The sequence below is a fragment of the Paenibacillus sp. P4_A7 genome, assembly GCF_056402455.1.
On record NZ_JBFUHJ010000221.1, the window covers coordinates 1 to 8,690 of the forward strand.

6 protein-coding genes are annotated in these 8,690 nt (G+C 39.0%); 4 read left to right on the forward strand and 2 right to left on the reverse strand.

Features of this window, described 5'->3' with window-relative positions:
• Positions 1–112: 112 nt before the first annotated feature.
• The gene (locus tag AC1DWN_RS21290; protein ID WP_477560912.1) at positions 113–574 is read right to left on the reverse strand and encodes a UTRA domain-containing protein; all 462 of its coding nucleotides are present in this window, start codon (positions 572–574) and stop codon (positions 113–115) included.
• A 102-nt stretch (positions 575–676) separates the two neighbouring features.
• Between AC1DWN_RS21290 and AC1DWN_RS21295 the strand changes: the two genes are divergently transcribed.
• From AC1DWN_RS21295 to AC1DWN_RS21305, 3 genes are all read left to right on the forward strand, one after another.
• Positions 677–1,393, forward strand: a complete 717-nt coding sequence (locus AC1DWN_RS21295) for a GntR family transcriptional regulator (RefSeq protein ID WP_477560907.1) — start codon at positions 677–679, stop codon at positions 1,391–1,393.
• A 165-nt stretch (positions 1,394–1,558) separates the two neighbouring features.
• Positions 1,559–3,970: a glycoside hydrolase family 38 N-terminal domain-containing protein gene (locus AC1DWN_RS21300; RefSeq protein ID WP_477560908.1), complete on the forward strand. Its 2,412-nt coding sequence runs from the start codon at positions 1,559–1,561 to the stop codon at positions 3,968–3,970.
• Positions 3,971–4,189: 219 nt separating this feature from the next.
• A complete protein-coding gene (locus AC1DWN_RS21305; protein ID WP_477560909.1) occupies positions 4,190–5,956 on the forward strand; it encodes a stalk domain-containing protein in 1,767 nt (588 codons plus the stop codon).
• Between the two features lie 121 nt (positions 5,957–6,077).
• Here AC1DWN_RS21305 and AC1DWN_RS21310 read toward each other — a convergent pair whose 3' ends face one another.
• Positions 6,078–6,929: a helix-turn-helix transcriptional regulator gene (locus AC1DWN_RS21310; protein WP_477560910.1), complete on the reverse strand. Its 852-nt coding sequence runs from the start codon at positions 6,927–6,929 to the stop codon at positions 6,078–6,080.
• Between the two features lie 144 nt (positions 6,930–7,073).
• On the opposite strand from AC1DWN_RS21310, the gene AC1DWN_RS21315 reads away from it, so the two are divergent.
• A partial coding sequence (locus tag AC1DWN_RS21315) for a DUF4091 domain-containing protein (protein ID WP_477560911.1) occupies positions 7,074–8,690 on the forward strand: 1,617 nt, incomplete at its 3' end.

The window sequence follows — 8,690 nt, forward strand, 5'->3', positions numbered from 1 at the left end:
GCTCCGCCCCATCCAGTAGGATATCTTCTTTCTAATAATTCGATGGCTGCTTGATATAGCATCTGCTCAATATTCATTTTCCCCACTCTACTTCATCCTCTATTACAAGATATTACAGTAATGTCAGCTCAGAAGATTCATATATCATATTGCACTCTTGTGTATTAACATAGGTGTATTGCACACAAAGCATACCCTTTTTATCCTGGATACTCTGCTGAATAAGCAGAAGTGGTTTATGCAGCCCACACTGCATCATGGAATGAATCACTTGATCGGCTGTGACGATAGAAAGTGATGTGTTTGCAACTTTAAACCGACATTTCAATATTTCTTCAAGATATCTATTTAAAAGACAGTTCTCTGGAGGCGGATTATCGGTAATAGCCAGTCGCTTAGCAAAATAGGTTTCGGTATAAACTGGTGTTACTTCTTTACCATCTGTATGAAAATTCCTTTTTACTTTCCATAATTCCGAACCAACAGATATATCAAATTCATGAGCCAAAGCTTCATTCGCTCTGCTGATCAGCGGACGCTGCCACTGAACATACAAAGTTTCCTTCGTTTTCATCTGATGCAAAAATATCTATCCCCTAACTTTATTGCCGTTTCTTTTTTTTGATGATATTCTATCACATGTAATGACATATTGCCATTTAGAGGAGCATACACAATGCCTTTGTACGACCAAATTATTGAGAACATCATGTTAAAAATAAATAGCCATGAATTAAAGGAAGGCGATATGCTTCCTACTGAAATAGAACTAAGTGCACAATTCAAAGTAAGTCGCCCTACTGTTCGCACAGCCATGCTCAAGTTGGTTAATGAAGGATACCTGACGCGAGTAAAAGGCCGGGGTACCTTTGTAACCAAGCCCAAACTCGTACAAGAATCTTCACAATTTATTGAAAGCTACAATGAAGAAATGTTGAGTAAGGGATTCACTCCACGAACCTTCGTTTTGGATTTTAAAGTGATTACTAAAAACGACTTAGTTTGTGCTAAATTAAATATTTCTTCTGGTGATAAAATCATTCTGCTACGACGCCTGCGTTATGTGCAGCCTACTAATGAAGAAAAACCCGTTGTACTGACTACTGTATATATTCCTTATGATCTTGTACCAGATCTGTTGAATTATGACCTTGAATCTTTTTCATTATACGAAGTACTAGACAAACATGGTATTACGGTTACTCAGGTGATTCGTGAATTGGAAATCAGGATGCTGTATGGAAAAACAGCACGTCTACTTGAGGCAAAAGAGAATTCTGCGGCTCACTTTATCTCTTCTACTGGCTATGATGCTGATGGGCGAGTGGTTGAATACTCAGAAAGCTTCTATCCCGCTGATCGCAATAAGTTTATTATAAAAGTTTCAAACTAGTATAATACTCTGATCATAGAGCAATCTTAAAGGTTCAATAACCTTAGATTGCTTTTATTTGGTGTGCAGATCATTCAATACGAAATAGCAATTTACAACGGTTTAGAAGGTTGCTACAATACTTATGTTATTACATTTAAATAAAATGACGTCTAGGAGGACACTATGTCAGAACATACTTTCACGATCTATTTGATTCATCACAGCCATACTGACATTGGATACACAGATTATCAGGAAAAAATTGAGATGCATCATGTTCATTTTATTAAAGAAGCTATCCAAATTTTAAATGCAGCACATCAAGGAAAAGAAGAATGGCTTGGATTCAAATGGAACTGCGAAAGCTTTTGGTGTGTAGAGAAGTTTTTGGAGTACTCTTCACAAGAGGAGATCAATGATTTTATCAAATATATTAATTCCGGCGAGATCGGGCTCTCCGGAAATTACTTAAACCTCACGGAACTGGTGGATGAAAGAGTTCTTCGTGATACGTTTGCCCGTAGCGTAGAGACAATGCAAAACTATAATATTTCTATGAAATCCGGCATGACTGCTGATATTAACGGCTATAGCTGGGGATATGCAGATGCGCTCGCAGACCATGGAATTGAGCATTTGATGTCCTGCATCCATGCTCATCATGGCTATCATCCATTATTTAAGAAGCAAACACCATTCTACTGGCAGTCACCAAAAGGAAGTAAAGTGCTAGTGTGGAACGGCGAACATTACTTGGTTGGAAATGAACTTGGCATCACGCAAGTAGGTGAATACGAATATAGCATTCGCGACAATTTCACTTCTGCCAATGTAGATAAATTCACAAAAGCTGAAATGCGAATTGAAGCTTATGTACGAGTGCTCCAAGAAGAAGGACATCCTTACCCATTCGTTCCGCTGAGCATATCGGGTAGAATGACAGATAATGCGCCACCCAACACAAAAATAATTGAGTTTGTCAATAAATACAACAGTCTTCACGGGGACCATATCCGACTGGAGATGGTAACATTAGATGAGTTTTTCGCTGTTCTAAAAAACACCAACGAAGAGATCCCTACTTACTCAGGCGATTGGACGGACTGGTGGGCAGATGGTGTAGGTTCTACTCCTACTGTTGTACAGCATTATCGTGAGGCGAGCCGCAAGCTGGATATTGCCCATAAGCTCGATCCCGAATTCCAATTCTGCAGCAAAGAATTGCTCGATAAAGCAAGCTATGATCTCATGTTCTATGCTGAACATACTTGGGGCTATTCTTCTTCTGTCTCCGAGCCGTGGCATCCGGGGGTAAATAAATTAGATTTGCGCAAAAGTTTATACGCACAGAAAGCTAATGAGTATGCTTCACGCGCCTGTGACCAGATTAGCTTTGCTAATGGAGAGACGCCATTCACCTTTAAAAACGAGCTTTCTATGATCGCGATGAACCCACACGATACACGGGTGACGGACGTGATTCAAGCAGAAATGGAAGTTATTTATAACCCGCATTTTGAAGTTATAGATGATACAACAGGCCAGACTGTTCCGTATCAAATTGGATCTTATTCACGTGGAAAAACGCTGAATATCTTGGCTACTCTAGAGCCACACGAGAAGAAGCGCTATTCCATTCGTTTCACAGAAGCTTCACCTCTGGCTTCTTCTGGCCATTTTGAACAAATAGGTATTGATGGCGTAAATGACCTTTCTGCATCCTTTAAGCGTCAACTGAATAAAGGTAGTGTGGTATCCGAATATTACCTAGAAAATTCATTTTTCCGTATTCAATACAACGAGGGTGAAGGCATAAACTCGGTGTTGGATAAACGACGGAACCAGGAATTAGTAAAAAGCGATGCTCCTTACCGGGCTTTTACCCCTATATATGAAGTAACTGATGTTACAACAACGCAGTGTGATGAACGCCGCCTGATGGGCCGCAACCGTAAAGCTACTTCAACTCGTCGTTATGAGGGTAAGCTGCGAGGAGTAAATGTGCTCGAGGATGGAGATGTTTATTCCAGAATTGAATTACACTATGATCTAGAAGGAACATCTTTGTGCTCGCTTCTGGTTACAGCTTACAAGGATATCCCGAGGATTGATGTAGACTTCCGCTGCCACAAGGACAGTGTATGGAATCCTGAAAATTTATATCTTGCGCTTCCCTTCACCACAGGAGAATCAGATGAACAATTGTGGATCGACAAAACCGGAGCCGTTCTGCGTCCACGTATAGACCAAATACCTGGAACCTGTACGGATTTCTATGCCGTGCAAAATGGCCTGTGCCTAAGTTCCTCTAAAGGTTCCATTGCAGTAGCTACACCAGATACGCCGCTCCTCATGATGGGCGACATCAAGTCACATGAGATAAAGCTCGCTGGTGAACCGGGGGTCAATAATCTGGATCATGTATATGCATGGATCATGAATAACTTCTGGGAAACCAATTTCAAAGTGGATCTTGGCGGTTTCCATCAATATCGTTATACACTGCTACTAAGTGACAGCACTAATGCTGAAGATGTACTGAAGCAGGCTAAAATTGTGAATACTTCTGTGCTTGGATTCCAATCCTATCAATAGATTTACACGTACAAAGTAGAGCATCTCATTATTTCTTAAACTCAATTTTAACCAAATAGCGTAAGGGTTCGATAATCTGTAACTCGAATCCTTACGCTTATTTTTTATTTATCAACGCGCCACGATTTACGCAGTAATTAATCGGACCACATCTCATGCAACTTTTTCCCAAGCTCAACGTCTTTAAAAAATGGATATATTTTTTGAGGAGGGTTAAAAATGACGAGGTTCACTGATGATCGGTTTAGTTGGACAGTTAAATTAATGATTATTACTTGCTTGTGCTTTCTTGCATCACATCAAACAAATACACATGCTGCCCCCGCAGGCGTGCAGTTCGAGAATCGTATATTAGAAAAGGTCGTGCGTAATGCCTTGAACAAGCCTCAAGGGGAAATAACCATAAAAGATATGGCCTCACTTAAAGAAATTTCAACGAACTTTGACCATATTACGAGCTTGAAGGGATTAGAGTATGCCGTTAATTTGACCAGTCTATTTATGGTTAACAGTAAAATAAGTGATCTAAATCCCATTTCAGGACTTCATCAGTTAAAATCGATTGTACTAGATGATAATCACATTTCAGATTTAGGCCCCCTTAAAGGATTAAACAAAGTTGAACACCTATCTTTAAGCCATAATCGGATTAATGATTTGTCACCGCTTGAATCAATGATCTCTCTTCAGACATTAAATTTATCAATAAATCTAATATCTGATATCAAGCCACTTAAAAATTTGCATCTACTGGAGCGTCTAGACCTGACAGATAACTTTGTTACCAGTCTAATTGGAGTAGAGGCACTATCCAAGCTCGATTCATTATTTGTTGGTGGAAATCTGATCACTAATTTATCTCCTGTAATGAATTTACAATCTCTATTACTTCTTAATGTTTCGAATAATAAAGTAAATGATCTAAAGCCAATTCAGCAATTAAAACTTCTCGCTCTTGAAATCGTTCATACAGACATTACTGATCTGGCTCCTATAGAAAACATGAATACTCTGAATGTCATTTATGCAAAAGAGTCCGCATTAGATAAGCGATCACAAGCTTTTATGAAGCAATTTAAACTAAATAAAGAGCATTATGTATATGATTATCCCACATTCTCCGCGCCAAAAATTTTTATTAATGATGAGGTACAAAGCTTTCCAGTTCGACCTGTTCAAAATAATGGTAGAATCATCGTTCCTCTTCGCGGGTTATTGGAATGGATAGGCGCTGATTTTAATTGGAATGGGAAAACAAGACAGGTAACGTTAAAGTATGAAGGCACCGAAGTTATTCTTACTCTAAAATCTAATAAGGTCATCGTAAATGGTAAGGAACAATTAATTGATACTGAACCTTATATTGAGGATGGGTACACGATGGTTCCCATTCGGTTCATTACAGAAACATTCGGATTTGACCTCAAATGGGATAGCAAGCACAATTGGGTCATGCTTTCTACACCTTCACCGTTCCCTATGGAAAGTAAGCCAGGTACAGAAACGAAAGCAGTCGTTTTGACGAAACAAGATATATACGATTTTAATTTATTACGATCGGATTGGTCGAAAAAACAAATGGAGGAGCTTGGGCTTGAAAAGAAGATAAATAACCCGGCTGGCGAGACGTATTATTCCAATGACTTTATTAGATATACCTATTTTGATAAAGAAGAAAATCCAGCAGTGGTTCATGTATATGGGGGATATCCTGGCCCAAGAGGAATTAGTGTTGGTGACACTTTCAAGAATGTTTTGGCGCTATTCCCTCAGGATGAGGATTGGCATAGCAATTCCTTCGGGGTATTTTATGGTCAATTCGATAAATATAAAGAACGTCCTCTTGGGTTGACGGGTTATGTAAGTGTAGATGATCAAGGGGACAAAGAAATCACATTTACAATAGCAGAAAGTCTGTGGATGAGGATATTTTTCAAAGGGGATATCGTAACACAATATACTATATATCTGTTTGCGAGTGATTGATATTAAGTAGCAGCTCATGGAGTACGATACCCTTTTTCAAAATCGTAAGAACGGCCCTGTCCTCAATGATGCGGACAGAGGTCGTTTTGTTTTATGCAGTACTGCGACATTTTGACTCCCTCTAACTCATCCTATCCAAATATTCCGAAGGAGTCACCTGATAGTGCTTTTTGAACATTCTACTAAAATAAGTCTGGTCCTCAAAGCCTACAAGGCTAGATATTTGCTGAATATTTAAATGAGTATACTTCATGAGCTCACAGGCTTTCTGYAGTCTATATCTATTCAAGTATTGCAAAGGCGTCGTATCTGTAATCATCTTAAACAAAGTTGTATATCTGTCGGTGCTAAGGTGGGCGATTTCGGCGAGCCTTTTCACGTAAATTTCCTGCGCAAAGTTATCGTGTATATATTTGATCGATTCATAGATCTCTGTTCTGCTTTTATTGACTCTACTATCCACACCCTGATCGATCTGCCTTGCAATCATCGAAAACAAATAGGTTAGTAGCGATGCGGATGCAAGCTCATATCCCCCTTTCTTCTCACGTAATTCATTCATGATATCTTCAAAAATCTTTACGATATCGTTGTTTATTCCCACATAAATAATACGTTCACCAGAAAGCTTAGCTTGAGGAAGCAGCTCTTCGACTCCATAACCTGTAAAATGTACCCAATAGGATAAAAACCTCTGCTCATTATAATGTCCATAATACTGTTCTTCATCTGGATGATAAAGAAATAGACTGCCTGGCTGTAAAATATGATCTAGCCCTCCACTACGTACAGTCATCGGTCCCGAATAATTATATGCGAGGTAAAAGTCCTTACGGCCCTCTTTCCTGTGAGACATTCTGTAATAAGATTCAAACTCATAAAATCCTACAGAATTTACAAGAAGATATCCCTCTAAATCAACAAAACCTCTGTCATCTATTTCAGGTATTCTAAACTCACTTATAACCTTCATACGTCACCTCTTGCCAGTATTCTATCATATCGTTTAATCAGATACGTGAATTATCCATATTTATAAGGAGAATATACATATGGTTTAATTGGTCAAAATCTTATAATCGTAATGACCATTACAAAACACTTTGGAGGTATAATAATGAAGATTTCAGTAGGCTTAGAGGTGGAAAGCTATAAATATGTATACGGTGCATTTAACACCTTCCATCTGCCTTTCGATGAGAACAAACAGCTTTCCTTTGTTAGCGGAAAAAATGACAGAGTTGCTGCACAGCTCCTTGTCTATTCCGAACAGGAAATGCTGGTATGCGTAAACGAGGATGCTGCCTTCTAKGAAAAAGGTCCGATCGATATCGTTCGCGTCCATGTTGAAGTGCCTGGCTTGAAAAAAGGCAGCATTAAGGCTAACCTAATCGGACTTGTCGAGGATGATGATCGTCAATTAAAATCCGATATTATTTTAAAACAGCCCTTTATAAAAGTAGAAGGCAGAAGAGTACAGCCCGTATGGATTGAAGTTGAGATAGATAAGGATGTTGAGCCGGGGGTCTATACACCTGAAATCTCCGTGCTAGGACATCGAATGTTTGAAGATGAGCAATTAATTAGAACGTTAACCTTTGAAATAAAAGTTGTAAATACAACGTTAAGTGATGCCAAGGACTATACGTTCAACTTAGATTTATGGCAGCATAATTCCAATATCGCTAGAAAATACGATCTAGAGCTTTGGAGCGATGAGCATTTCGTTATTATGGAAAACTATCTCTCCTCTTTGGCCGATCTTGGACAAAAGGCACTAACGGTTATCACATCCGAAATCCCTTGGTCGGGTCAGGCTTCTTCCTACGACAGACTCGATCCCGCTAACATGTTCGAATATAATATCGTACAAMCGAAGAGATTGAGCACTAACGAATGGTCCTTTAATTTCGATGCTTTAAATCGATATATTGAATTAGGTATGAAGCATGGGATTAACCAAGAAATTGAAGTGTTTGGCCTGATCAATATTTGGGTTCTTGAGGATGTCGGGTTCGGCCGAGTCATTGAAGATTACAGCGATGCAGTACGGATCAGATATTGGGACGAGAGCAGCAAAACCTTTAAGTATATGAAGCAAAAGAGCGACTTCGAGAAATATGTTCAAGCACTTGAACAAAACTTCATTGATAAAGGATGGATCGATAAAGTAAGAGTCATCGCAGACGAGCCTTCTGATACTGAAGTGTTCACGGCTCGACTTAACGAGCTTAAGAAAATGGCACCTTCGTTCAAATACAAAGCTGCTATTAATCATGCATCCTTCATCGAAGAAGAAATTGAAGGCATTTTAGATTATGTTCCGATTGTAAATTGCGTTGCCAATGAATTCGAGAAAATTAAAGAATTGAAAAAGAGTATTAAAGGAAATATGACCTATTATGTATGCTGTGGGCCTGAAATCCCTAATACATTCATCTGTTCACATTTGCTAGAAAGCAGACTCATACCTTGGCTTGCTTACTATATGAATATGGATGGTTTCTTAAGATGGAATTACACGGTATGGCCAAACGATCCAATAAATAAAATCACTTACCACTATCCGATCTTCCCTGCTGGCGATACCAACTTTGTTTATCCTGGGAAGGACGGCAAACCACTGCTAACACTTAGATATAAGCTTTTGCAAAAAGGTATTCGTGATTACGAAATCATCAATAGCTATACGAATAATGGCGGAGACAGAAATCAGATTGAACAGAATATGAAG

Bases quoted from the DNA above. Each gene is read 5' to 3' on its own strand.
- AC1DWN_RS21305 (WP_477560909.1), top strand. From the start codon at position 4,190: ATGACGAGGTTCACTGATGATCGGTTTAGTTGGACAGTTAAATTAATG.
- AC1DWN_RS21300 (WP_477560908.1), top strand. From the start codon at position 1,559: ATGTCAGAACATACTTTCACGATCTATTTGATTCATCACAGCCATACT.
- AC1DWN_RS21295 (WP_477560907.1), top strand. From the start codon at position 677: ATGCCTTTGTACGACCAAATTATTGAGAACATCATGTTAAAAATAAAT.
- AC1DWN_RS21290 (WP_477560912.1), bottom strand. From the start codon at position 574: ATGAAAACGAAGGAAACTTTGTATGTTCAGTGGCAGCGTCCGCTGATC.